Genomic DNA, 26,183 nt, shown 5'->3' with positions numbered 1-26,183 from the left:
AAGCCGTGGGGAGCTGCGAATAAGCTTTGATCCATGGATTTCCGAATGGGGAAACCCACCTTAGATATCTAGAAAATCTGTTTTGCTAGACCAATCTGTTTTGACCGGTTGTGTGGGACGTCCCATACAGACCGGTAGGCCGTCGCCAAGCGTTTGGCGCACCGTCTGTAGCGCAGGCTCGAAGAGCCGACAGCGTGAAGACAAAACAAACCCCGAGTGTGGGGCGATAGGGTTCGGCAAAAGAGGTTTCTAGATATCGCAAATAAGGTATCTTACCTTGAATACATAGGGGTAAGAAGCGAACTCGGGGAACTGAAACATCTAAGTACCCGAAGGAAAGGACATCAACCGAGACTCCGCAAGTAGTGGCGAGCGAACGCGGACCAGGCCAGTGGCAATGAGGAATAAAGCGGAACAAGTTGGAAAGCTTGGCCATAGTGGGTGACAGCCCCGTACGCGTAGAACACTCATTGTCCTAGAGTAGGGCGGGACACGTGAAATCCTGTTCGAACATGGGGAGACCACTCTCCAAGCCTAAGTACTCGTGCATGACCGATAGCGAACAAGTACCGTGAGGGAAAGGTGAAAAGCACCCCGACAAGGGGAGTGAAATAGAACCTGAAACCGGATGCCTACAAACAGTAGGAGGGCGAAAGCCTGACTGCGTACCTTTTGTATAATGGGTCAACGACTTAGTGTAACTAGCAAGCTTAAGCCGGTAGGTGTAGGCGCAGCGAAAGCGAGTGTTAATAGCGCGATTGAGTTAGTTGCATTAGACCCGAAACCGAGTGATCTAGCCATGAGCAGGTTGAAGGTTGGGTAACACCAACTGGAGGACCGAACCCGCATCTGTTGCAATAGATTGGGATGACTTGTGGTTAGGGGTGAAAGGCCAATCAAACTCGGAAATAGCTGGTTCTCCGCGAAAACTATTTAGGTAGTGCGTCGATCGAATACCTCAGGGGGTAGAGCACTGGATGGGCTATGGGGACTCACCGTCTTACTGATCCTAACCAAACTCCGAATACCTGAGAGTACTAATCGGCAGACACACGGCGGGTGCTAACGTCCGTCGTGAAGAGGGCAACAACCCTGACCTCCAGCTAAGGTCCCCAAGTCATGGCTAAGTGGGAAAGGATGTGAGGATCCCAAAACAACCAGGATGTTGGCTTAGAAGCAGCCATCATTTAAAGAAAGCGTAACAGCTCACTGGTCTAAATAAGGGTCTTTGCGCCGAAAATGTAACGGGGCTAAAGCCATGCACCGAAGCTGAGGATGTGCACGTAAGTGTACGTGGTAGCGGAGCGTTCCGTAAGCCTGTGAAGGGACAGTCGTGAGACATCCTGGAGGTATCGGAAGTGCGAATGTTGACATGAGTAACGATAAAGGGGGTGAGAGACCCCCTCGCCGAAAGACCAAGGGTTCCTGCTTAAAGTTAATCTGAGCAGGGTTAGCCGGCCCCTAAGGCGAGGCAGAAATGCGTAGTCGATGGGAACCACGTTAATATTCGTGGGCCTGGTGGTAGTGACGGATCACACAAATTGTACAGTCTTACTGGATTGATTGTGCAGTGGAGTGGTTCCAGGAAATAGCTCCACCGTATAGACCGTACCCGAAACCGACACAGGTGGTCAGGTAGAGTATACCAAGGCGCTTGAGAGAACTATGTTGAAGGAACTCGGCAAATTGCACGCGTAACTTCGGAAGAAGCGTGACCCCTTTTTACGCAAGTGGAGAGGGGTGGCACAGACCAGGGGGTAGCGACTGTTTATCAAAAACACAGGGCTCTGCGAAGTCGCAAGACGACGTATAGGGTCTGACGCCTGCCCGGTGCTGGAAGGTTAAAAGGAGAGGTGCAAGCTTTGAATTGAAGCCCCAGTAAACGGCGGCCGTAACTATAACGGTCCTAAGGTAGCGAAATTCCTTGTCGGGTAAGTTCCGACCTGCACGAATGGCGTAACGACTTCCCCGCTGTCTCCAACATAGACTCAGTGAAATTGAATTCCCCGTGAAGATGCGGGGTTCCTGCGGTCAGACGGAAAGACCCCGTGCACCTTTACTATAGCTTTACACTGGCATTCGTGTCGGCATGTGTAGGATAGGTGGTAGGCTTTGAAGCTTGGACGCCAGTTCGAGTGGAGCCATCCTTGAAATACCACCCTTATCGTCATGGATGTCTAACCGCGGTCCGTTATCCGGATCCGGGACAGTGTATGGTGGGTAGTTTGACTGGGGCGGTCGCCTCCGAAAGAGTAACGGAGGCGCGCGATGGTGGGCTCAGACCGGTCGGAAATCGGTCGTCGAGTGCAATGGCATAAGCCCGCCTGACTGCGAGACTGACAAGTCGAGCAGAGACGAAAGTCGGTCATAGTGATCCGGTGGTCCCGCGTGGAAGGGCCATCGCTCAACGGATAAAAGGTACGCCGGGGATAACAGGCTGATGACCCCCAAGAGTCCATATCGACGGGGTTGTTTGGCACCTCGATGTCGGCTCATCGCATCCTGGGGCTGGAGCAGGTCCCAAGGGTTTGGCTGTTCGCCAATTAAAGCGGTACGTGAGCTGGGTTCAGAACGTCGTGAGACAGTTCGGTCCCTATCTGCCGTGGGTGTAGGAATATTGACAGGATCTGTCCCTAGTACGAGAGGACCGGGATGGACATATCTCTGGTGGACCTGTTGTCGTGCCAACGGCATAGCAGGGTAGCTATATATGGAATGGATAACCGCTGAAGGCATCTAAGCGGGAAACCAACCTGAAAACGAGTATTCCCTATCAGAGCCGTGGAAGACGACCACGTTGATAGGACGGGTGTGGAAGCAGGGTAACCTGCGAAGCTTACCGTTACTAATAGCTCGATTGGCTTAATCGTTCTCATTGACCATGCTCATCGACTTCGTCGATGAGCCATCTGTTTAGCGCTCACGCATGAGCGGCTCGTATACGAGCCTATGCTCCGCGAGGGCGCCGAACGATCGGCGACGCGCCTTGCGCTTGCGGACTTCGTCCGAAAGTGCCAAGCAAAACGTCGCGGAATGACGTGTTCACACAATAAGAAAACGGGCAATGCCCGCCAGCTTCTCATCAACATTGCCCTTAGCTGACCTGGTGGTCATGGCGGGGCGGCCGCACCCGTTCCCATTCCGAACACGGCCGTGAAACGCCCCTGCGCCAATGGTACTTCGTCTTAAGACGCGGGAGAGTAGGTCGCTGCCAGGTCTGCTAAGCGCAATGTTCATACTCAAATCAATCATCTTCTCTCATAAACATCGGCCCCGCCGAAAACATAAAGGGTCGCTCAAGCGACCCTTATTCCGTTAACGAATAAAAATATATAACGCGGGGTGGAGCAGCCCGGTAGCTCGTCAGGCTCATAACCTGAAGGCCGCAGGTTCAAATCCTGCCCCCGCAACCAATAACTTACATCAATCCCGCAGCCTTAAACGCTGCGGGATTTTTGCGTTTCTGGGCTTCGGTTGCGCCAACACGGCCCTCATCATAGCGCTTCACAATCCCCCAGCCGTCACTTTCAACATAAATCCTGAACACTGCGCAAACTTAACCGCCAGATGCAGCAAACCTAAACGCACAAATTCAATGCCAATAAGTGAAATTGCAAACTTGCAAATTTTGCTGGATCTCGGGGCTTGCTTGCCCTGAAATTCTTCCGCCTCGCTCAGTTTCAAAGGCCTGAAGGCATCATTCAGCCGAAGGTATTAGGTGTCATTTCATAAGCGACCTCTTCTATTCACGAATCCTTTATTGTTCTTCATAATAATCGGATTGTCGACTTTTGAGGAGCATGACGAATTCGTCCGGGTCATGCCTGGCGAATGACACTCACCTTCGATCCAGATTGATAGACTTATTGTAACGCGTTGGATGGCTCACGATGTCCTTATACACACAGTTCAAAAAATCTTCCCGAGCACAACTAGCAATTACAGAGATCGAAAATCTGACGCGCAGTATGGCTGATGGCGATACATCGCGTCGCGCGCAGGTGGACATTGCGACCGGCGAAGCAAAGATGCTGCTGGACGCGGTCAACAGATTGCTCGACGCAGCTATGCGTCCAGTCTCCGACCTCCGCGATGCCACGACTCGCATGTCAGTGGACCACGACAAGGGCGATATTGATGCGATCCTTCCGGTCGATGCCTTCAAGGGTGATCTTTCCGTCATGGCGAAGGGCATCAACGAAATGGTCGCTGGCCATATATCGGTAAAAAAGAAGGCGATGGCCTGCGTTCAGGAGTTCAGCGAAGGAAATTTTGAGGCTGCGCTTGAGCGGTTCCCGGGCAAGAAGGCATTCATCAATGACACGGTGGAAACTTTGCGTGGCAATCTCAAGGGCTTTATCGCCGAAATGAACCGGATGTCCGCCGAGCACGATAAGGGTGATATCGACGTCTTCGTGCCTGTCGAGCGGTTTAAAGGCGACTTTGCGGTGATGGCAAAGGGTGTCAACGACATGGTCAATGGCCATATCGTTGTGAAGAAAAAGGCAATGGCTTGCATCAAAGAATTCGGCGAAGGCAATTTTGACGCGGCGCTCGAGCAATTTCCAGGAAAGAAGGCGTTCATCAACGAAACGGTAGAAACGCTGAGGAGCAATTTCCGAGACATCGTCACCGAAATCCGCCGTTTAACCGTTGCGTCGACGGAAGGCAATTTGAGCGAGCGAGGTGTCGCCACTCGGTTTGTCGGAGATTTTTCCAAGATGGTTTCAGGGATAAACGGCATGCTGGATGCCATCCTGTTGCCGATTGGTGAGGGCAATCGAGTACTTAATCTCGTCAGCACCGGCGATTTGACGGAACATGTGGAGATTGCTTGTGAAGGCGACCATCAGAAAATGAAGGATGCAATCAATTCATTGGTCGATAACCTGACGGCCTTTGCAACGGGTGTTGCCAGTGCGGCTGATCAGGTGACGAGCGGCAGCCAGGCGCTCTCCTCCACCTCCGAGCAGCTCTCGCAGGGCGCGACAGAGCAAGCCTCTGCTGCTGAAGAGGCGTCGGCGTCCATGGAGCAGATGGCCGCTAATATCAAGCAAACCGCCGATAATGCATCACAGACAGAGAAGATTGCCCGCCAGTCTGCGAAAGATGCCGAGTTATCCGGCGAGGCGGTTGATAAAGCCGTCAATGCGATGCGAACGATCGCAGAAAAAATTTCCATCGTTCAGGAAATCGCTCGTCAGACAGATCTCCTGGCACTGAACGCCGCGGTTGAAGCCGCCCGTGCAGGTGAGCATGGCAAAGGCTTTGCTGTTGTTGCATCCGAAGTCCGCAAGCTTGCTGAACGTTCACAGGCCGCAGCAGGAGAGATCAGCGGTCTGTCTAGCGAGACCGTCAAGGCAGCGACCTCTGCTGGTGAAATGCTGCACCGGCTCGTTCCTGATATTCGCAAGACCGCCGAACTCGTCACGGAAATTTCGGCCTCCTGCCGTGAACAGGATTTGGGAGCCTCCCAGATAAACGAGGCCATTCAGCAATTGGACCAGGTCACGCAGCATAATGCCAGTGCTTCGGAGGAAATGTCGGCCACCTCTGAAGAGCTTGCGTCTCAGGCGGAAGAATTGCAGTCTTCGCTGACTTTCTTCCAGACCAGTGACAATGGCGATTCCCAGGCACGCAAATCGCGGGTGTCAATTGCACCAGTTCGAAAGGCAGCGCCATCGGCCCAGCCGGTTCGCAAGCCAATGGCAAACCGATCCGTTGCGGCGCAGCAAGCCCGCGCGAAGGGCTTTGCTCTCGATCTTTCCATGGGTGGCCCTGACGCAGAAGATGATCGCTTTCATCAACTCACTTAATACCAAGGTATCGCAGATGCTCCCTCATACTCGCCTTCAGCAGCTTATCAATGTCTCAAATGCATCAAGTGTTTGAGACATTTGCAAAAAAACGATGAGTCATTTTCAATGACTCATCGTATAAAGCGGATGAGACGTGATCAGCTGTTACATCATTCCTCGAGCTTCCACATGGCTGCCATCGCTGTCCTTCCTGACGTAAAAACCATTCGGAATTGCTTCCTGAACAAGCGGAACATGAGATATCAGTCCAACAGTGCGGTTCTGGCTGGCTAGGCTATTCAAAGCCTGCAAGACCAGATCAAGTGTGCCTGAGCCGTTTTCCGTATCAAGGCTGCCGAAGCCTTCATCGAGGAAAATCGTATCGAGGCGCACCTTGCCGCTGGCGCTTTCGACCACGTCGGCCAGACCCAGGGCAAGTGCCAGGGCGGCGATGAAGGTTTCACCACCGGAAAGTGTCGCGGTGGGTCTTGCCTTGCCGGTATGGACATCGAAGGCGAGAATGCCCAGCCCACGCTTACCCCGGCCACCGGATTCGATGTCACGTTCCAGCCTGTAGCGGCCATTGGTCATCGGTCCCAGCCGCAGGTTGGCTGCTTGCAAGACCTGTTCGAACATCGCGCCGATGGCGAAGGTTTCCAGTTTCAGTTTCTGCCGGTTCTGGGCATCGAACAGGCCAGCCAGCTCCCGCAGAGGGCCGGAGGTTGCCTCGGCTTCGTCAAGCCGTTTGGCGATGCCGGCAAGCTCTTTGCGCAAGTTTTGCAGGTGATCGAGCCGAGCCGCCGTTGCTGCGCGCAGTGTAACGGCTGTATCGAAAGCGGCTTCAGCGGACGCAAGCGCCTCTTGATGGGCGAGAAGGTCCGGCGGCTGCTTACCCGTGAGCGCGGTCTCCAATTCCAAGAGCTTTTCACTGTCGCGCTGCAATTGGCGCTGGTGGGTCTCTATCGTCGCTTTGTCACGCTCAAGTGTCATGATTGCAGGTTTCAGGCGGTTCAGATCGTCGCGCGTCAGGCCAGCGTCGCGCAGGCGATCCTCGAAACCCTGATTTTCCTTTTCGAAGCGGGCTTGTCTTTCGGTCAGGATGTTTTCGGCGGCTTCGCTGTCTTTGTGCGCGCTGAATGCCGCTTCGCGCGTTGCCGTTGCGGCTTCTTCGCTGCGCTTCAATGCCGTTTCCCGGCTTGTCATCAAGGCCTTCGACTGTTGAAGCTGGCGCTCCAGGGCTGCTTTATCCCGCAGATGTGCTGCGATGCCGGAGAGCATTTCGGCAAGTCGCGTTTCACCATTGCTGGTCTCGGTCTTCAGCGCGGCCAGCCGATCCCGGTGCTGATCCAGCCGGGCTTGGGCATCGGTGATGGCTTTTCCAAGATTTTCCAGCGCGGTTTCGGCAGCGGCGATATCGATGGCCGGGCCGAGCCCGCGAAGGGCACGCTCCATCCCTTCCATGTCCTGGCGCAACTCCTGGATCTGCTGCTCGGGCCGCTCCAGATCTCCTAGGCGACCTTGGCGTTCATCAACGGTGGCTTGCGCAGAGGCGTGAGCGGTAGCGCTATGCTGCTCTTCCAATCGCGCCTTTTCCAGCGCCTGTTTCGCTTCGCGAAAGGCCTTGTCCAATCCGGCCTCGGCGCTGTCCCCCATCGCAGGGGTCGGATGGTCGGTTGCGCCACAAACAGGGCAGGGGAGACCAGGCCCCAGCTTTGCTGCCAAATGGAGAGCCTGCGCGGAGGCAAGCCGACGTTCGGCCTGATCGAACAGTGCTGCGGCCTTGGTGGTCTGAGCCTGTCGTTCGGCATGGATGTTTGCACTATGGTTTAACTGCTGGTAGGCCTGTTGCAGATCTTTTTCGGCCCGTTCCACAATCTCAGCCTGCTTCACCTGCGCCTGCAAGGCCGTAAGGTTTGCGGTCAATGATTGCCTGCGCTCATGGGCAAGGCGGGCCTGTTTCAATGCCTGTTCCCGGACTTGCCGCTTGCCAGTCAGCTCGGCAAGACCGGCCTCTGCGGTTCGGAATGCGGCCTGTTCCTCCTGCACGCGTCGTTTGGCCGCCTCGACCGATGCGGTGAGGCCGGTGGCTTTTTCCAGCACATCTCGATCGCGTTCCATCTGATCGATTGTCCGGCGCAGCGCCTCTATTTCGCTTTTGCTTTGTATTTGTTGAAGGTAGGCAGCTTGCGCTTGTTGTGCCGTTGCCTGCGTCGATGTCTGGATCTGCATTGCCAGAGACAGCGCGGCCTCAGCATCCTTGCACTCGCGCTGTGCCTCTATCACCCGGTTCTCCGCATCGGCCAGTGTCCGGGCGCGTTCGGCGGATGTGACCTGCGCTTGCAGCGCGGCCATGTCTGTGGCCTGGTCGAGGGTTTTCTGTTTTGCCTGACGAGCGGCGTCCATGGACTTGAACTGGTTATCGGTGTCTCTCGCTGCTTGCAACGAAGCGCGGGCGGCATCCGCCTCAGCCCGTAAATGCTGTTCCGCTTGCTGCCGGTCGGTGAGCGACGATGCCGCCTCGGCAATCCCGTCCATCAGTGCCTGCATGCTGTCGAACCCGTCGGCACCGAGGCGGCGAAGGCAGACGGCGCGCTCCTCGCGCACCAGCCGTTCGGCGCTTTCGGCATCGCTCTTCAGTTTTGCCGCTAGCCGGCGATAGAGCGACACATCGAAGAGGGCGCTGAGAATATCTTGTCGTTCCTGGGTTTTGGCGGCAAGAAAGGCCTCGAACCGGCCCTGCGGCAGAAGCACGATCTGCTTGAACTGTTCAGGACCGTAACCGAGCAGATCGGTGATTTTTTCGCGTACCAGACCGATCTTTTTTTCAGCCAGCACCTTGCCCGGCTGGGCGGCGGTAATTTCGCTTTCACCAAGCCCGGTGGCGTCGAACAGCCAGGCCTCGTGGGCGTCCCGGGTTTCGCCACCGCCGCGTTGTTTTGGCCGCATCTGTTCGGGACGCCGGCGGATGACATAGCGGCGGGCGCCAAGATCGAATACGAATTCCACCTCGGTTGCTAGGTCGGGCGAAGCATGGTCGGAGCGCAGCGAGATGGTGTCCTGCTCGGCTCTCGCCGCTTCCCCGAATAGGGCAAAGGTCATGGCGCTGAAAATCGTCGATTTCCCCGATCCCGTCTGGCCGTAGATGCCGAACAGGCCAGCGGCGACGGCTTCGCGAAAATCGATGGATTGGCGTCCGGCATAGGGGCCAAAGGCCTGCATCACCAAGCGGACAGGTCTCATGCGGCATTCTCCTCGGCGTCCAGATCGTCCAGCATGGCCGTTATCAGCGCGCGTTCTGGCTCGGAGATCGGCTCATCACGAACCTGGGCGATGAAATCGGCGATCACCTCCAGCGGATCGGCTGGGGCAGCCGTGCTGATGGCGAATTTCAGCTCCGGCGCCCGCTCGTCACGGGCATAGGTCAACTGGCAGGCATTGGGAAACACCGCCCGCAACCGCTTCATCGGATCAATCAGTGGGGTGGGATCGGTGAGCACCGCCTTGATGAAGTCCTGCGACGGTTGGGCCAGAAGCAGATCGGCCAATAGCCCGCGCAACAGGCGCACGGCCCGTGGTGGGTTGAAATCGATGGTTTCGATCCGTACCCGACCATCGGCGTCGAGATCGACCAGGGTCATGGATTTCTGTTCGCTGGCCTCGCCGAAACTGAACGCCAGCGGTGAGCCGGAATAGCGGATGTGAGGGGCTGACACATGTTGTGGCCGGTGTAGATGACCGAGTGCCACATAATGAGCGCCGTCGAAAATCTCCGGTGACACGGTCTCAATACCGCCGACGCGGGCCAGCGGACGTTCCGTCTCGCCGCTTGTTCCTCCCGCGACAAAGGCGTGGGCGATCACCACCCAACGCGCACCCTCCGGCAGGCTGCGGCGCGCGTCGGCCACCTGGGCGGCCAACACGTCTTGCGGTGTGGCTATGGCCGGGTCGGCAAAACATTCGCGGGCGGCAAACTCATAGGCGAAGGGCAGGGCGGAAAACGCCACCGGTCCGTGGGCGTCATGCAGGACAAGGGGTGTCATATCTCTTGCAATAGGGCCCTGAATGAGCGCGCGGCGCCTGTCGGTCATGATCGCCATGGCACCAATCCGGTCGCCTGAATCGTGATTGCCGGCAATGATCGCCACGGCGGCGGTGGTTTCTGCCGCCACCCGTGACAGGAAGGCGTTGAACTGGCGTACCGCTGTTGCCGGAGGGGCTGCCCGGTCGAAAATATCGCCGGCAATGATCAGGATATCGGCACGGGTGGTGCGGAGCGCATCAACGATCTGATCGAGAATGGCGTCTTGATCCTCGTCCAGCGATAATCCGTTCAGTTGGCGGCCCAGATGCAGGTCGGCGGTGTGGAGGATTTTCATGGCGTCCGATCCGGTGAGCGATGTCCGTCAGGATTATCTACTGGCATAACGCAGCGGGCTCCAGGTGAAACACCGGCCAGATCGGCTTTTCCCGGGCTCTTTGCGTGCAAGGCGAGGATGTGTTCACGTCTTTGGGTCTTGCTATGGTGGTAAGCCGGATAAGGATTGCCTTTTTGCTACTCACCTGCGATCACTTTGGTGCTGCGGTTTGGTTTTTTTGCTATCCTGCTGGGCAGGATGGCTTTCCGGCAGCCTGGCTTGTCCTTATAAACAATTGTCTTGAATGGGTGACGCACGGGCGTTGTCCGGCACGAATAGTGGTCCGCGTGATAACCAGCTGATGGAAAAAAGCCTACTCCTTTATATATGGCGGCATACGCGCAAGCAGCAGATCTGGGTTCTGACGATTGTTATCCTGTCGATGGTGCCGTATTTTCTGGCCTTCGACCTGCCCAAGCGCATCATCAATGGGCCGATCCAGGGAAGCGGGTTCGAAGCGCCGGATTCCCGACAACCGCTGTTTGCCTTCGACTGGACCGTGCCTTTGACCGATTGGTCATTGCATTCGGGCGGGATACCGCTTGATCGCATGTCGAGCCTGATGGCGTTAAGTGGCGTCTTCCTGCTGCTGGTGATCATCAACGGGTTGTTTAAATTCTACATCAATACCTATAAGGGTAGGCTTGGAGAACGCCTTTTGCGGCGGATCCGCTATGAGCTTGTGGACCGGGTGCTGCGGTTCCCGCCAAGCTATGTCAAGCAGATCCATTCCTCTGAAGTCTCGACCATGGTCCGCGACGAGGTCGAGCCGTTTGGCGGCTTTACGGGGGATGCCTTTGTGCAGCCCACTATGCTGGGCGGTCAGGCCTTGGCGGCGCTGTTCTTCATTTTCCTGCAAAGTTTCTGGCTTGGCACGATTGCAGGCGCAATGGTGGCGCTTCAGGTCGGCATCATTCCCAAAATGCGCCGTCGCTTGCTTATTCTTGGTCGTCAGCGGCAGCTTCAGGCCCGGCAATTGGCCGGAAAAGTCGGAGAAATCGTCGATGGCGTCGGCACGATCCATGCATATGATACGTCGAATTATGAACGCGCCGATATTTCGAAGCGGCTCGGCGATATCTTCAAGATTCGCTACGATCTCTATCGCTGGAAGTTTTTCGTCAAATTTTTCAATAATTTCCTGTCGCAGCTGACGCCCTTCCTGTTCTATTCCATCGGCGGCTATTTCGCGCTGAAGGGCAGTCTGGACGTGGGCCAGCTGGTGGCTGTCATCAATGCCTACAAGGATCTTCCCGGTCCGTTGAAAGAGCTGATCGACTGGGACCAGTCGCGCCAGGACGTTCAGGTAAAATATGAACAGGTGCTCGAACAATTCGAGCCGCCGCAGATGATTGAGCCAGCACTACAGGCGTTGGCGCCTGTGGGAATGGCTACCCGTGCTGGCCAACTCGCCTTGCAGAATGTGACCTTGCAAGATAGCGGCGGTGCCAAGGTGGTGGAAAATCTCAGCCTGAAAATTGGACAGGGAGAGACGATTGCCGCTATCGACAATCGCGGCGTTGGTGCGGAAGTGATGGCTGAGGCCATTGGCCGGTTGAACTGGCCGGTGGCGGGAAAGATCGTGCTTGGTGATGCTGACCTGCTGGAATTGCCGGAATCGGTGACGGGCCGGGCTATTTCCTATGTATCTGCCGACGGTTATTTCTTTCATGGCAGCCTCAAGGAAAACCTGATTTACGGGCTGAAACATGCACCGACCAATTCGGTGAACTATACCGGGCGCGAGGCGATCAAACGCCGTTGGGAGATCAAGGAAGCGCAATTATCTGAGAACTCCGATCTCGATCCCAATGCCGACTGGATTGACCGGCGGGCGACGTCCGTGTTGCACGGTGAAGCCAGCGACCTGAAAAAATCGATTTTGACGGCGCTGGATACCGTGAAACTGACCAGCGACGTGATGGAACTGGCGCTGCATTCCATCGTCGATCCGCTTGAATATCCGGACCTGACAGAAAAAGTGGTGGAGTTGCGTCTGGCGCTGCGTGATGAATTGCAGCGGCAGGGTCTTGCCAATCTCGTGGTTCACTTTGACCCCAATGCTTATAATGCCGAGGCGACATTGGGAGAAAACCTGTTGTTCGGGACGCTGCGTCCGATCGTCAATGGACCTGTCTATGCCCATCAAAGCGATTATTTTTATGATGTGCTGGAGCGCGCCGGTCTGCTCAGCCTATTTTACGAGATGGGTTTCCTGATTGCGGAAAACCTTGTGGAAATCTTCGGCGGTCTGCCAGCCGATCACCCGTTCTTCCAGCAGCTCGATGTCCTGACCGCTGATGACGTGGTGTTTTACCAACAGATCCTGCAACGCCTTCAAGGCCGGACCAAGCCGGTGCCGAACGAGGAAGAGCAACGGGCAATGATCCGGCTCAGCTTCAATTATGTCGAGCCGCGCTATCGTATGGGTGTGCTGACGGCTGAAGTGATGGACAAGATTGTCGGCGCCCGCGACCTGTTTCACGACAACCTGTCACCGGACCTGCGCCATAGTATCGAACGCTACGATCCGCATCGCTACATGGCGGCGGCGACGCTGCGCGAGAACGTGATCTTCGGCAAACTCGTCAATCGCAATCCCGAAGCCCTGCCGAAATTCCGCGAGCTGGCGGCAAAACTAAGCTCGAAGAAAGGCCTGACAGAGCGATTCCTGGCCCTGGGCCTGGAGTTCGACATCGGCAGCGGTGGCCGCAGGCTGACCATCGTTCAGCGCCACAAGCTCAACCTTGCCCGCGCGCTGGTGCGGCGGTGCGACTATTATATCTTCAACAAAGCCCTGCCGGGCCTCGACGCGCGTGTTCAGGAGGATATCGTTAAGGATGTGCTTGCATTTCTGCGCGAGCAGGACAATGATCCCTCTATCCTTTGGGTTTTGTCGAACACATCATTGTCAAAAAACTTTGATCGTGTTCTGATACTCGACAGCGGTTCATTGGTCGCGGACGGGACGTTCGAGGCCTTGGGCAATGAAAATGATATTTTCAAGGCATTGGTGGCATGAGGGGTCAGGCCACCGAAAACCCGGAAGTTGGTGGCAAGCATGTTACTGCGAGACGAAGTGCAGCTATTGCGGAATATTCCATACTTCAAGCACGTTGATCCGTGCAAACTGAAGCTCCTGGCCTTCGCCTCACAAAGGGCCACGTATAAGCCCGGAGACATTTTGTTTCGCCAAGGTGATGGCGGTGATTCCGCTTATGTCATCCTGTCGGGAAAGGTTGACTTGCTGTCAGGCCCGCCCACAGGTGAAGTCAGAATCGGCGAGGCTGACAGCAAATCCATCATCGGTGAAATGTCGCTTCTTTGCCATGGTCCGAGACGGATGACCGCTCGCGCCGCAACCGAGGTCGAAACGCTTCGCATCGCCAAGGACTGTCTTGGCAAGGTCATGGCCGATAGCCCGCGTATGAGCATGGAGTTCAGCCGTGCACTTGCAGAGCGACTTCGGGCAATGACAACCGAACTCGACACTGTTCGCTTGGGTCAGCTCTCTCTTGTCGATTAGAGGTCGGCAAAACAAGATCTTATGATCATCAAATCGCCTGTATTTCAGGCGGATTTGAGGCAAATGCCTCGCATTACCGATGTCGATGCAAAAAATCAGGGCAGGCGGCGATAGAAGAAATAGCGGTCTTTCTCGATATGATCGAGGACTGGTAGCGGCTCGAGTGCTTCGTGGTCGAGCGGCAGGCCACTGAGCGCATAGCCGCCGGGCCGCAGCATCCCTGCCACCATATCCGGCAGCCAGGTCAGCGTGACCGCATCCCGATCGGGATAGCCCGTGCCGATATCGGCATGGACAAAGGCCGCGCCGCAGCCGGTGAAGTCCTGGCCGGTCTGGTCGATTTCCCCCAGAATCAGGTCGCCTTCCTGCGGAATGGAGCTTTTATGCGCGCCCAATTGCCGGTCGAAGGCGATGATGCGGCGACCGGTGAAATTCTCCCGCAAATGACTGAAGGTCCGGCCATTGCCAAGGCCGATTTCCAGCACCGGCCCTTCGGGCAGGGGATAGGCGTCGCGGATATGGTTCAAGAGATCGCGCTGGGCGCTCATGCGGTTGATGAAACTGTCGAGACGGCTCATGGGATCACGCTTTCACAATCGTGTGGCCCGCTGCCTGATCGGCAATGTTGCGGCGGGCAAGGGCGTTGCGGGTATCAACGATCAGCGGACACCAATCGGCCAGTTGCTGGTAATCGACGGTGTCATGGTCGGTGGCGATCAGCACGGCATCGAAGGCGGCGAGGTTTTCCTGGTTCCAGGCGATGCTGCGGCGGCCTTTCAGATGGCTATATTCGCGGGTTTTCGGAATTTCGGGCAGGAAGGGGTCGAAATAGGCGACTTCGGCGCCGCGCTCCAGAATAAGCTCCATCAGCCGCAGCGACGGGCTCTCCCTGATGTCGGGGACGTTTTTCTTGTAGGCCAGACCCAGGATCAGCACGCGCGACCGGCTCAGCGCCTTTCCTGCTTTGCGGTCCAGTGCTTCGGCCAGCCTGGAGACGACGTGATGCGGCATGGACGTGTTGATCTCGCCCGCCAGCTCGATGAACCGTGTCGGCTGGTCATATTGGCGCGATTTCCAGGTCAGGTAAAACGGATCGATGGGAATGCAATGGCCGCCGAGGCCGGGGCCGGGGTAAAACGGCATATAGCCGAACGGCTTGGTCTTGGCGGCGTCGATCACTTCCCAGACATCGATGCCCATGGCGTCATAAACCAGCTTCAGCTCATTGACCAAGGCGATGTTGACGGCGCGGAAGATGTTTTCGGTCAGCTTGACGGCTTCCGCCGTCGCCGTTGAGGAAACCGGCACCACGGTTTTGACCACGGCACCATAAAACGCCGCCATCAAGGCTGAAGCGTCGGGGCCATCACCGGCGATGATCTTTGGAATGGTCGAGGTTTCAAACTCACGATTGCCGGGATCTTCGCGTTCTGGGGAAAAACCGAGGAAGAAATGCTCTCCGGCCCGCAGTTCCGAATGTTCGAGGATCGGCTTCACCACTTCTTGCGTGGTGCCGGGATAGGTGGTGGATTCCAGCACGATCAGCTGGCCGGGCCTGAGCGACTTGGCAATCTGGCGGCAGGTGTTTTCCACATAGGATAGATCTGGATCGCGGTTCTTGGTCAGTGGCGTCGGTACGCAAATGGCGATCACGTCATAATCGGCCAGCGCCAGGAAATCCGAGGTGGCGGAAAAGCGGCCCGCCGCGCATTCTTCGCGCAGAATATGTTCTGGTACGGCCTCAATATAGCTTGTTCCGGCCTCGATTGCGTCGATCTTGGCGGCATCGATATCAAAGCCCATCACCGTGAATCCGGCCTTGGCAATACTGATGGCCAGCGGCAGGCCGACATAGCCGAGGCCGATCACCGCTGCCTTGGCGCGGCGGGACTGGATGGCGGACAGCAATTCGGCGGCAACGGGATGATGGGACATGGTGGGATAAAGCTCCGCAGGCGATTTCAATACCGGCTTCAGTTGCGGTTCGCATGATGGGATGTCAAGGGTGTGCGATGATCTTGTCGGGCAATGTTGATCGGCTGTGATGGGTGGCGAGAAATCTGCATCTGCCTCTTGCAACAGCCTGCGGACTGCGCACATGTCCCTGCATGACGATGAGGCTGCCCATGAAAATCGGCTTTTACGCGCCGTTGAAATCCCCTGACCATCCGGTCCCTTCCGGCGACCGGCTGATGGCGCGCCTCCTGTTGCGGGCTTTGCGGCTGGCGGGCCATGATGTCAGCGTGGCGTCTGATCTGCGCAGTTTCCACGCGACGCCGGAGACGGTTCTGCCGGATCTGGCCGAGGCGGCGCAGGAAGAGATCGAGCGGCTGGCCGGGCTTTATCAGCGCCAGGGCAAACCGGATCTGTGGTTTTGCTATCACCCTTATTACAAGGCGCCGGACCTGATCGGACCGCTGCTCTGCCGCCGGTTCGCCATTCCCTATGTCACCGCCGAGGCTTCCTATTCTCAGCGGCGCAATCTGGGCGTCTGGGCTGGTTTTCAGGACAGGTTGCTGGATACGATCAGGAGTGCTGCTGTCAATCTCTGCCTGACGGCGCGGGATATGCAGGGCTTGCAGGCCGTCGCTCCGCAAGCCCGGCTGGCTCGGCTAACCCCTTTTATCGATGCGCAGGCCTTTCTTGCCCGCCTGCGGCAGCCAGAGCAACATCTGCTGGCAACCGTTGCAATGATGCGCCCCGGCGATAAGATCAGCAGCTATGGCGCGCTGGCGAAAGCGCTGGCACTGCTGCCCGATCTTGCCTGGCGGCTGAAGGTGGTGGGTGATGGACCTTGTGGGGCCGAGGTACGGGCGCTGTTTTCCGGCTTTCGGCCGGATCGAGTCGAATTCCTGGGCGAGCAACCGCCGCAAGTCGTCGCCGAGATCTTATCGACTGCATCAGTCTATGTATGGCCGGGCCATGGCGAAGCCTATGGCCTTGCCTATCTGGAGGCGCAGGCGGCAGGCCTGCCGGTCGTGGCGGAGGCCGTGGCGGGCGTGCCGGAAGTGGTTGCGCCTGGTATAACGGGATTTTTAACGCCGCCCGGCGACGCGTCTGCCTATGCGCAAGCCATAGCGACCCTGCTGACCGATGCGTCCCAACGCCAGACAATGGCGCTAGCGGCCCGCAAGATGGTCGAGCAGGATCGCTCGATTGAGGCGGCCAGCGCCCGGCTCTCCACTGTTCTGGAACAGTGCCTGGGCGATAGTGCTAAACTGGAATCGGAAGGCGGGAATCATAATGTCTGAAATTCTCTTGAGGCAGTGCCTCGATGATCTCGCCGCCCAAGGAAAGACGGTCAAATTCTGGCTGCGCGATGACGATGCGGTTGAGCCGAGTGATCCCTTGGAGACCCTGCTGGTGCTTGCCCGCCGCTTCCAGATACCGCTAACGCTGGCGGTCATTCCCGAGCCGACGGGTGTGACGCTGGCCGGATTGCTGCGGGCAGAATCCCTGGCCACCATCGCCGTGCATGGCTGGAACCACCAGAGCCATGCTGGTCCGGGTGAAAAGAAGCAGGAACTGGGTGGGCATCGCCCGGCAGCAATCGTCCTGGAGGAGCTGCACCAGGGATTGGCCAAGCTGCGCGGTCTTTACAGTGAACAACTGCTGCCGATGCTGGTGCCGCCGTGGAACCGGATCGACAAGGCCCTGGTGCCAGCGTTGCCCGGTCTCGGCTTTACAACGCTGTCGGTGTTTGGCCGCGAGAAACGCATAAATACTCTAACCCTTCTCAACACCCATGTGGATGTGATGGATTGGCACGGGACGCGGGGTGGACGTGATGCCGATATCCTGTTTGCGGAACTGGCTGCCTATCTGGCCCCAGAATCTGAGCCTTTACAGGCCGTTGGCATCCTGACCCATCATCTGGTTCATGACCAAACGGTCTGGGATTTCCTGACGCGGCTGTTCGCCCTGACCGCCACCCATCCGGCCTGCCGCTGGGAAAGTGCGCGGACATTGCTTCAGCGGCAAGCATAAGCCCCTACCAGGATTTCCAGCCGATCAGCAATCCGTCATCCGTGGTCAGAGCCGTGTCCCGCGCTGCCTCCACCTCGGCAAACGGCGCGCCGCGCTCCAGATTGGCGGCCACAAAGCCGGAATCGGGAACGGTAAAGCTGGTGCCTCGAAACACCACGGTCATCAGCAGCGGCCCGGTGGACCACCAGGCGGGGGCATCCGGCAGCAGCGCCATGGCCTTCGGCATGGCCTCGATAATTCGCGCAAAGACCGGATGGCCGGGCGGGCTGGCGATCAAGGAATTGGTCAGCAGCAGGCTACCAAGGCCGGTCTGACGCGGCGTGTCCTCGGCAAGGGCGGCAAGCCCGGTCAGAGGCAGGCAATCGGCAAAGCCGATATCGTCGCGGGCCGGATACCAGTCGCAGTCGAGGTAAATCCCGCCGAATTGCTCAAGGATCAGATAGCGCGCCACATCCACGGCACCGGGATAGTCGCTACGCGCCAGCATGGCTTTAAAGCTTGGATGCTGGTCAAACCCCTGTGCTTCAAGGTCGGCCTCGCGCCACAGCCGATAGGCAAAGCCATGGCGGGCGCAGTGGTTGGCCCAGGCCTGGCAGGCGGGTGGTAGGGCGAGTGTTCCGAGCCAGATCTGGTGCAGCACTCTTGGGACTGGCACGCGGTTCAGCACCGCCATATCTCGCCGCTCATCGCTGCTGAAGCGCGAAAACGGCAAAAGCAGGTCCGGCGGTGGCGCAAGTGTATATTGCAGCCCGGTGACCCGCAGCCGGTCGCCCGCGATCTTGGCCAGCTTCAGATAGGCTGAATGCAGTTTGCGCGGCAAGCCAAGGGCGGTGTCCGGCCCCAATTCGGCCTGCGCCAGCAAGCCATGGTCGCCAGCCAGGCCATCCAGTATGGCTTTTGCCGCCTCAGGCTCCCGCTTACGGGCAAGCTCCAGGCTTTGGGCAATTATGGCGCGACTTTTCTGTCGGGGTGGAAGGTCATGACTCACGATTACAGGTCCATTTTATCAGTCTTCAGTCCTACCGATAAAAAACTGACATGTGCAAGCCGTAAAGCCATGTCCGGGTCGCGATTAAAGCATGTGTGTCAGCGATAGACATCAATGATTTGCTAAGATACGGTACCTACAAAGTCATAAGACGGGTTGGGAAAAGTGACGCATGGCAGAATGCGCAGATCTGCTTTATGTGGATAATATCAGTGTGTCTTTTCCCCTGTTGGGCGCAAGCATCCAGGCGGTCAAGTCTTTCAGCATGGTGCTGCGGCCCGGCAAGGTCACGGCGCTGGTCGGTGAATCCGGGTCGGGTAAATCCGTGCTTGGACGCTCGATCATGGGGATCGAGTCCAACCTGGCACAGATCAATGGCCGGGTTGTTTTTAATGATCCGCAAAAGGCAGCCCAGGTCGATCTGCTGTCCTTGCCCTATGACGGTCGCCAGATCCGCCAGATTCGCGGCAACCGGATCGGCATGATCTTCCAGGAGCCGATGACCTCGTTTTCGCCGGTCCATACCGTCGGCAATCAGATTGAGGAAGTGTTGCGGGTCCACACCACGCTTTCGCCGCGCGAACGTCAGGAGCGGCTGGAGGAAATGCTGGGTCTGGTCGGGTTCAACGACCCGGCCCGTGTGGCAACCATGTATCCGTTCGAACTGTCCGGCGGCATGCGCCAGCGGGCGATGATTGCCATGGCGCTGATCTGCAATCCGGCGCTGCTGATTGCCGATGAACCAACCACGGCGCTTGATGTCACCATCCAGGCACAAATCCTCAAGCTCCTGAAGGAGTTGCAGGAAAAGCTTGGCATGGCGATCCTGTTGATCACCCATGATCTGGGTGTCGTCGCCAGTCTTGCGGATGAAGTGGTGGTGATCTATCGCGGCGAAGTGATGGAATCCGGCCCGGTTGAGGCAATTTTCAGCGCACCGCAACATGCCTATACCAAGGGCCTGATGCAGGCCGTGCCGCATTTCGACATGGACCGCAACGAGCGCCTGAAGCCGCTTCGGGAAATCCGCGTCGATACCGGCCGGTTGATGGACAAATGTCGCGTGCCGTCCGGCGGCGATGGCGTGTTGCTCTCGGTGCGCAATATTTCCAAATCTTTCCAGTCCAAGGGCTCGAACGGGTTTTTCTCGCGCCCGTCTTCGCCAACTTTGGCCGTCAACGATGTCTCCTTCGATATTTTTCGCGGTGAAACCTTAGGCTTGGTGGGCGAAAGCGGGTGCGGCAAGACCACGCTCAGCAAGATTTTGATGCGCGGCGTCACCGCTGATCACGGCACGGCTGTCTATCATGGTGCCGATGGTCCGCTGGATATGCTCAAGGCTCAAGGGCCAAAGCTGCAAGACCTGCGCACCCGCATCCAGATGGTGTTTCAGGACCCGGTCTCTTCCCTGTCACCGCGCATGACGGTGCGCGGCATCATCAGCGAACCCCTGGAAATTCATGAGCGTGGCAACCGGGCCGCTCGGCTGGATCTGGTCAACCGGCTGATCCATGCGATTGGTCTCCCTGAGACGGCATTAGGCCGCTATCCGCATAGTTTTTCCGGTGGGCAGCGGCAGCGGATCGGCATTGCCCGGTCGCTGGCGCTGGGGCCGGATCTGGTGATCTGCGATGAGCCGGTCTCGGCACTTGATGTCTCGGTGCAGGCACAAATCCTCAACCTGATGAAGGATTTGAAGAGTGAGCTTGGCCTGACCTATCTGTTCATTTCCCACAATCTGGCCGTGGTGAATTACATGGCCGACCGGGTGGCGGTAATGTATGCGGGCCGTATTGTCGAGATTGCCCCTTGCGAGGTGATCATGCGCGATCCGGTCCATCCCTATACCAAGAAATTGCTGGCGGCGGTGCCGCTGCCCAACCTGGATCATCCGATGGATTTCAACCTGATCGGAGAACCGTCGCTGGCTGCCAAAAAGCGCTGGGCCAGGCATTTTCACGACGAAGGCGATCCGGCAACGCTTGCCCATGCCGATCTGGGTGGTGGCCATCTGGTTTTGGCCCGCCGTGAGGTGGATGCAAGGGAGTTGCGCTCGTGATCCGCCACCGCCTTACCCGCCGCCAGGCGTTGGCGCTGATGTCCGCCGCCTTTCTGCCCCGCCCGCTTCTGGCGGCGTCTCATCCAAGTGAACCGGAACTACTGAAAGCCAAGGTCGAGGCTGGTCAACTACCACCAATGGCTGAGCGCCTGCCGAAAGTGCCGCGTGTCGTGCCCCTTGAAGGGCCTGAGCGAGCGCCCGGACGCTATGGCGGGACGATCCGCATGTTGATCGGCGGCCAGCGCGATATCAGATATATGCCGATCAATTGTTACTGTCGGCTGATCGGCTATGATCTCGCCTTCAATTTCCAGCCGGATCTGCTGGAACGGTTCGAGGTGGTCGAGGAGCGGATCTTTACCTTCCACCTGCGCGACGGCCATCGCTGGTCGGACGGTTCGCCGTTTACGGCAGAGGATTTCCGCTATGTCTGGGAGGATATGTTCCATGACAAAAAGCTTTACAAGGGAGGAATTCCCACGGTCTTCCGGGTCAATGACAAGGAGCCGGTCTTTGAGGTGCTGGACGCGCTGACCGTTCGTTATACCTGGGAGGACCCTAATCCGGATTTCCTGGCCGAGCTTGCCGCCCCGACCGCAACGCGTCTGATGATGCCCGGCGCCTATCTCAAGCAGTTCCACCACAAATACCAGACCAAGGAAAAGCTGGAGGAGCTGGCCATACGAAACGGCGTGCAGGAATGGGTGGCGCTGCATCAGAAAATGTCGCGCATCGTGCGCCCGGAAAATCCCGATCTGCCGACGCTGGATGCCTGGATCCCCCGGACCGCCCCACCATCGGGCCAGTTCATCTTCGAGCGCAATCCTTTCTATCACCGGGTGGACGAAAACGGGGTGCAATTGCCCTATATCGACAAGGTGGTGATGGGCGTTGGTTCCGGCGACCTGATTTCGGCCAAGACCGGCACGGGCGAAAGCGACCTGCAATTCACCAATCTGGATTTTGCCGATTATACCTTCCTGAAAAACGCCGAGAAACGCTATCCGATCAAGGTCGATCTGTGGAAGCGCACCCAAGGGGCGCGCATTGCGCTGATGCCGAACCTGAATTGCAAGGATCTGGTCTGGCGACAGGTGCTGCTTGATGTCCGGGTGCGCCGGGCGCTGTCCTTGGCAATCAACCGCGAAGAGATCAACAAGGCGGTGTTTTTCGGCCTGGCTCAGGCTTCGGCCAATGCCATTCTGCCCGAAAGTCCGCTGTTCAAGCCGGAATATCGCGATGCTTGGGCTGGGTTCGACCCCGATCAGGCCAATGCGCTGCTGGATGAGGCGGGCCTTGAGCGCCCTGACCGGCATGGCCTTCGCCTGTTGCCGGATGGGCGCGAGGCGGTGCTGATTGTCGAGAGCACCGGGGAAAGCTCCTTCGATTCCGACGTGCTGGAACTGATCACCGATCACTTCCGCAAGATCGGTTTCCGGCTTTTCGTGCATATCTCGCATCGCGAGCTGTTTCGCCGCCGCATCACCAATGGCGAGACTGTGATGGCCGTCTGGCAGGGATTGGACAATGGCGTGCCGACCGCCGACATGTCGCCACGCGAATTGGCGCCGACCAGTGACGATCAGTTGCAATGGCCGCTCTGGGGCCTGCACACGCTGTCGGGCGGTGGCGATGGCCGGGCACCGGAAATTGCCGAGGCGCGGGCGTTGCTCGACCTGTTTCGGGCCTGGCGGCAGTCCGATCTGCTGGAGGAGCGCACGGCGATCTGGCATGACATGCTGCGGCTCTATACCGATCAGGTCTTTACCATCGGCATCGTCAATTCCGCCTTGCAGCCGGTGGTGAAATCGCGAAAGCTCAGGAACCTGCCGGAAAAAGGCCTGTTTGGCTTTGTCCCGACCTCCCAACTCGGCGTCTATATGCCGGATACATTCTGGTATGATGAGGATGCGACATGATCCGCTATATTCTCTGGCGCATTGCCGTGATGATCCCGACGCTGATCATGATTTCCATGCTGGTCTTCACCATTATCGAGCTGCCACCCGGTGATTACTTTGAAAGCTATGTCGAGGAAATGCGGGCCATTGGCGAAAAGGCCGATTTGCAGGAAATCGAGGATTTGAAGGCGCGCTACGGTTTCGATCAGCCTGCGCCGATCCGCTATTTCAACTGGGTCACCGGCTTTGTGCAGGGGGATTTCGGCTATTCCTTCGAATACCGCATGCCAGTGGCCGATGTGGTCGGCGACCGGGTCTGGCTCACCATCCTGGTTTCCACCGTCACCATCGCTGTCACCTGGCTGCTGGCCTTTCCAATCGGCATCTATTCCGCCACCCATCAATATAGCTGGGGCGATTACGGGTTGACCTTGCTGGGCCTGATCGGCATCGCCGTGCCAAACTTCATCCTGGCGCTTGTCATGATGTATTTCGCCAATATCTGGTTCGGCATTTCCATCGGCCATCTGATGGACCAGCGCTTTCTGGGTCAGGCGATGAGCTGGGACAAGTTCAAGTCTATCCTCGAACATTTGTGGATTCCGGTCATCATCATCGGCACGGCGGGCACCGCTGGCATGGTGCGCCGTGTCAGGGCCAATCTGCTGGACGAGCTGCACAAGCAATATGTGATGACGGCGCGCGCCAAGGGGCTGCATCCGTTTCGGGTGCTGATCAAATATCCGCTGCGCATGTCGTTGAATTTCTTCATTTCCGATATCGGCTCCATCCTGCCGACAATCATTTCCGGGGCGGAAATCACCGCCGTCGTGCTGTCGCTGGAAACCACCGGCCCGATGCTGATCCGGGCGCTTCAGGACCAGGACATGTATCTGGCCGGATCGTTTCTGATGTTTTTGGCGGTGCTAACGGTCATCGGCGTGTTGATTTCGGATATCGCGCTGGCGCTGCTTGATCCGCGCATCCGCTTGCAGGGAGGGCGCAGCAAATGAGCGACACACACGCTGGCCCCTCCATTGGTGGCGCAATACCGCATTACGTCTCGCCTTTGCCGTTCGATCCCTATGCGGCGGAGGACGAGGTCACATCCCGGCGCTCACCGGTCGACCAGGCCTCGCAATTTCGCCTGACCTGGTGGCGGTTCAAGCGGCATAAACTGGCCTATTATTCTGGCATGCTGCTGCTGGCGGCCTATCTGATGATTGTCGTCATCGAGTTTCTAGCGCCTTATAATGTCCATACCCGCAATGTGGACCGGATCTACGCGCCGCCGCAAGCCGTGCATCTGTTCGATGAAAACGGGTTTGTTGGGCCTTTCGTCTATGGCCGGACGATGTCGCTGGATATGGACACATTGAAACGGGTCTATACCGACGATCCGCAACAGGTGCAGAAGCTGCGGTTTTTCTGCCGGGGCGATAGCTATCGTTTCTGGGGGTTGGTGGACAGCGATCTGCATCTGGTCTGTCCGGCGGAAGGTGGCAATTTCTTCCTGCTCGGCACCGACCGGCTGGGCCGGGACGTGCTGTCTCGCATCCTCTACGGCGCCCGGATTTCGCTGACCATCGGTCTTCTGGGCGTGATGACCAGTTTCGTGCTTGGCATCGTCATCGGCGGGCTGGCCGGCTATTGGGGCGGCTGGTTCGATATGGTCGTGCAGCGCATTACCGAAGTCCTGCATTCCATTCCCAGCATTCCACTGTGGCTGGCGCTGGCGGCGATCATGCCGCCAGACTGGAGCCCGCTGCTGGTCTATCTCGGCATCACCTTCATTCTCGGCCTCTTGGACTGGACGGGGCTGGCGCGGGCGGTGCGCTCCAAGCTGCTGGCGCTGCGCGAGGAAGATTACGTGCTGGCCGCCCAGATGATGGGATCGGGAAGCGCCCGTATCATCGGTCGTCATCTCATTCCGGGCTTCATGTCGCATCTGATTGCCAGCGCGACGCTGACCATTCCCGGCATGATCCTGGGCGAAACAACCCTGAGTTTTCTAGGGCTTGGCCTTCGTCCACCAATTACCAGCTGGGGTGTGTTGCTGACAGAGGCGCGCTCGGTCAATGTGATCGCACTTTATCCTTGGCTGCTGTTCCCGGTTGTTCCCGTCATCGTGATCATTCTTGCCTTCAATTTTCTAGGGGATGGTCTTAGGGATGCCGCAGATCCATATAAGTGATCGCTGTAAACAGGAACGGCGACCCTTATCCATTTCCATGGCTGTTGCTCAATCCGTCCGGATTGACGGTTCCATGCAGTGACACTTCTCGGAGAGACTGACCACATGTCGAGACGACTGGGGCAAGCCCGCATCCTCATGTACAGCCATGACACGTTCGGTCTCGGCCATTTGCGCCGCTGCCGCACCATTGCCCATTCGCTGGTGGAGGATTATCGCGGCCTGCAAGTGCTGATCATTTCAGGCGCGACGATTGCCGGTGCCTTCGATTATCGCGCCCGGGTCGATTTCGTCAAAATTCCCAGCGTCATCAAGCTGCGCAATGGCGAATACACCTCGATGGACCGTCATATCGATCTGCATGAAACGCTGAAAATGCGCCAGTCGATCATCCGCCACACGGCGGAAAGTTTCGAGCCGGACATGTTCATCATCGACAAGGAACCGCTTGGCCTGCGCGGCGAGGTGGAGGACACGCTGACCTATCTGAAAACCCGCGGCACGAAACTGGTGCTCGGCCTGCGCGACGTGATGGATGCGCCGCATCTTCTGGAAGCGGAATGGAAGCGCAATGATGTCCTGGCCAAGATCGCCCGGCTCTATGATGACGTCTGGGTCTATGGGCCGCCGGATTTCTATGATCCGCTGACCGGTATCGACGCGCCGCAGGCCTTGCGCTCGAAAATGCGTTTCGTCGGCTTCCTGCAACGCAATGCCCTGACGGGAACCCGGTCCGATCACTCGCCCCAGGAAGATTACCTGCTGGTGACCACCGGTGGCGGTGGCGATGGCGGCGATCTGGTGCGCGATGTCATTGCCGCTTATCAGGCCGATCCGACGCTGGACCAGCAGGCCCTGGTGGTGCTGGGGCCTTATATGCCGGCCGACTTGCGGCAGAAATTCATGGAGGCGGGATCGCGCCATCCCAAGCTGACGATGATCGAATTCGACAACCGCATGGAAGATCTGATCGCCGGTGCCAAGGCGGTGGTGGCGATGGGCGGCTATAATACCTATTGCGAAATTCTGTCCTTCGATAAGCCCGCCCTGATCGTGCCGCGCACCGAGCCGCGCGAGGAACAGCTGATCCGCGCCACCCGCGCTTGCGAACTGGGTCTGGTCAGCATGGTCCTGCCCGACCAATCCAGCGATAGCATGGCGTTTGCCCAGGCCATCAAGGCCGTATTGAAACGCGATCCGCCCTCGATCAGTGCGCCGGGCATGCATCTGGAAGGCTTGCCGACCATTTCCCGCATCGTTGCCGATTGTCTGGAGGAGCGCGGTGCCGGACGTTTCTCGGTGGTGCAAGGGTAAG

General features: G+C 57.8%; 14 protein-coding genes, 1 tRNA gene, 2 rRNA genes and 2 pseudogenes (1 of these 19 running past the window's edge). 14 read left to right on the top strand and 5 right to left on the bottom strand.

From position 1 onward, the window contains the following. The 5 genes and pseudogenes from AVI_RS15595 to AVI_RS31825 form a co-directional block, all read left to right on the top strand. Positions 1-2,870: ribosomal RNA gene (locus AVI_RS15595) — 23S ribosomal RNA — on the top strand; it begins 73 nt to the left of the window's first position. A gap of 232 nt (positions 2,871-3,102) precedes the next feature. Then, positions 3,103-3,217 (top strand): 5S ribosomal RNA (rrf, locus tag AVI_RS15590). 119 nt (positions 3,218-3,336) lie between these two features. Then, positions 3,337-3,413 (top strand) — tRNA-Met (locus AVI_RS15585). A 477-nt stretch (positions 3,414-3,890) separates the two neighbouring features. Further along, a pseudogene (locus AVI_RS31830) lies at positions 3,891-4,610 on the top strand (HAMP domain-containing protein); the annotation flags it as partial. A gap of 57 nt (positions 4,611-4,667) precedes the next feature. Next, positions 4,668-5,607 (top strand): annotated as a pseudogene (locus AVI_RS31825) (methyl-accepting chemotaxis protein); the annotation flags it as partial. Between the two features lie 356 nt (positions 5,608-5,963). Here the strand turns inward: AVI_RS31825 and AVI_RS15575 are convergent. Further along, positions 5,964-9,038 (bottom strand): AAA family ATPase, encoded by a 3,075-nt coding sequence (locus AVI_RS15575; protein WP_015917262.1) that lies wholly within the window; start codon positions 9,036-9,038, stop codon positions 5,964-5,966. Continuing rightward, positions 9,035-10,174: an exonuclease SbcCD subunit D gene (locus AVI_RS15570; protein ID WP_015917261.1), complete on the bottom strand. Its 1,140-nt coding sequence runs from the start codon at positions 10,172-10,174 to the stop codon at positions 9,035-9,037. Before AVI_RS15570 ends, AVI_RS15575 begins: the two co-directional genes overlap by 4 nt. A gap of 340 nt (positions 10,175-10,514) precedes the next feature. Here AVI_RS15570 and AVI_RS15565 point away from each other — a divergent pair, with 340 nt between their 5' ends. Both AVI_RS15565 and AVI_RS15560 read left to right on the top strand, forming a co-directional pair. Then, a complete protein-coding gene (locus AVI_RS15565) occupies positions 10,515-13,235 on the top strand; it encodes an ABC transporter transmembrane domain-containing protein (RefSeq protein ID WP_015917260.1) in 2,721 nt (906 codons plus the stop codon). A 39-nt stretch (positions 13,236-13,274) separates the two neighbouring features. Continuing rightward, entirely contained in the window at positions 13,275-13,739 is a 465-nt protein-coding gene (locus tag AVI_RS15560; RefSeq protein WP_015917259.1) for a cyclic nucleotide-binding domain-containing protein, read from the top strand. Positions 13,740-13,834: 95 nt separating this feature from the next. On the opposite strand, the gene AVI_RS15555 is transcribed toward AVI_RS15560, so the two are convergent. Beyond that, on the bottom strand, positions 13,835-14,317 hold the full coding sequence (locus AVI_RS15555) for a class I SAM-dependent methyltransferase (RefSeq protein WP_015917258.1): 483 nt from the start codon (positions 14,315-14,317) through the stop codon (positions 13,835-13,837). A 4-nt stretch (positions 14,318-14,321) separates the two neighbouring features. Further along, entirely contained in the window at positions 14,322-15,674 is a 1,353-nt protein-coding gene (locus AVI_RS15550) for a nucleotide sugar dehydrogenase (RefSeq protein WP_041698224.1), read from the bottom strand. Between the two features lie 191 nt (positions 15,675-15,865). Between AVI_RS15550 and AVI_RS15545 the strand changes: the two genes are divergently transcribed. Both AVI_RS15545 and AVI_RS15540 read left to right on the top strand, forming a co-directional pair. Further along, positions 15,866-16,990, top strand: coding sequence for a glycosyltransferase family 4 protein (locus AVI_RS15545; RefSeq protein WP_041697117.1), 1,125 nt, complete (start codon positions 15,866-15,868; stop codon positions 16,988-16,990). Further along, complete coding sequence (locus AVI_RS15540; RefSeq protein WP_015917255.1) at positions 16,983-17,726, top strand: polysaccharide deacetylase family protein; 744 nt, start codon at positions 16,983-16,985, stop codon at positions 17,724-17,726. The genes AVI_RS15545 and AVI_RS15540 overlap by 8 nt, the downstream gene beginning before the upstream one ends. Before the next feature lie 4 nt (positions 17,727-17,730). On the opposite strand, the gene AVI_RS15535 is transcribed toward AVI_RS15540, so the two are convergent. After that, positions 17,731-18,714, bottom strand: coding sequence for a glycosyltransferase family 32 protein (locus AVI_RS15535; RefSeq protein WP_234617784.1), 984 nt, complete (start codon positions 18,712-18,714; stop codon positions 17,731-17,733). 172 nt (positions 18,715-18,886) lie between these two features. Between AVI_RS15535 and AVI_RS15530 the strand changes: the two genes are divergently transcribed. From AVI_RS15530 to AVI_RS15510, 5 genes are all read left to right on the top strand, one after another. Then, the gene (locus tag AVI_RS15530) at positions 18,887-20,773 is read left to right on the top strand and encodes an ABC transporter ATP-binding protein (RefSeq protein WP_015917253.1); all 1,887 of its coding nucleotides are present in this window, start codon (positions 18,887-18,889) and stop codon (positions 20,771-20,773) included. A 38-nt stretch (positions 20,774-20,811) separates the two neighbouring features. Then, on the top strand, positions 20,812-22,692 hold the full coding sequence (locus AVI_RS15525) for an ABC transporter substrate-binding protein (protein ID WP_015917252.1): 1,881 nt from the start codon (positions 20,812-20,814) through the stop codon (positions 22,690-22,692). Continuing rightward, a complete protein-coding gene (locus AVI_RS15520; protein WP_015917251.1) occupies positions 22,689-23,687 on the top strand; it encodes an ABC transporter permease in 999 nt (332 codons plus the stop codon). The genes AVI_RS15525 and AVI_RS15520 overlap by 4 nt, the downstream gene beginning before the upstream one ends. Next, entirely contained in the window at positions 23,684-24,868 is a 1,185-nt protein-coding gene (locus AVI_RS15515) for an ABC transporter permease (RefSeq protein WP_015917250.1), read from the top strand. Before AVI_RS15520 ends, AVI_RS15515 begins: the two co-directional genes overlap by 4 nt. Positions 24,869-24,973: 105 nt before the next feature. After that, positions 24,974-26,182 (top strand): glycosyltransferase family protein, encoded by a 1,209-nt coding sequence (locus AVI_RS15510; RefSeq protein ID WP_015917249.1) that lies wholly within the window; start codon positions 24,974-24,976, stop codon positions 26,180-26,182. Position 26,183: the final 1 nt, after the last annotated feature.

It is taken from the genome of Allorhizobium ampelinum S4 (assembly GCF_000016285.1).
Taxonomy (GTDB): domain Bacteria; phylum Pseudomonadota; class Alphaproteobacteria; order Rhizobiales; family Rhizobiaceae; genus Allorhizobium; species Allorhizobium ampelinum.
This window is presented reverse-complemented; position numbering and strand designations above follow the sequence as displayed.